This window comes from Pseudonocardia sp. SID8383, assembly GCF_009864975.1.
Taxonomy (GTDB): Bacteria; Actinomycetota; Actinomycetes; order Mycobacteriales; family Pseudonocardiaceae; genus Pseudonocardia; species Pseudonocardia alni.
This window is the reverse complement of sequence record NZ_WWFY01001171.1, coordinates 1-225: the sequence shown is the minus strand read 5'-3', so window position 1 is coordinate 225 and position 225 is coordinate 1. Positions and strand designations below refer to the sequence as shown.

1 protein-coding gene is annotated in these 225 nt (G+C 79.6%); it reads left to right on the top strand.

Annotated features, from left to right (window positions below; genetic code table 11):
- Positions 1–17 precede the first annotated feature (17 nt).
- Positions 18–225: hypothetical protein (locus GTW08_RS31260; protein ID WP_202417820.1), on the top strand; the 208-nt coding region annotated here is incomplete at its 3' end.

Sequence of the window (225 nt, the reverse complement as noted above, 5' to 3'; positions counted from 1 at the left end):
GGCCGGAGTGGGCCGACGTGCCCCGCGACGCCCTGGTCGCCGCCGGCGTGCTGGACCGGTTCACGGTCGTCGCGTTCGACCCCGACGTGCTGCACGACGCCGAGCACTACCCCGGCGACGGCGACCCCCCGCCCGCCGTACGCGACCTCGACCTCGTCGCCGACGACCGCTGGCCCGCGGCGCTGGCCCTGCTCGCCGGCGACCGCGACACCCGGGCCGCGCTGC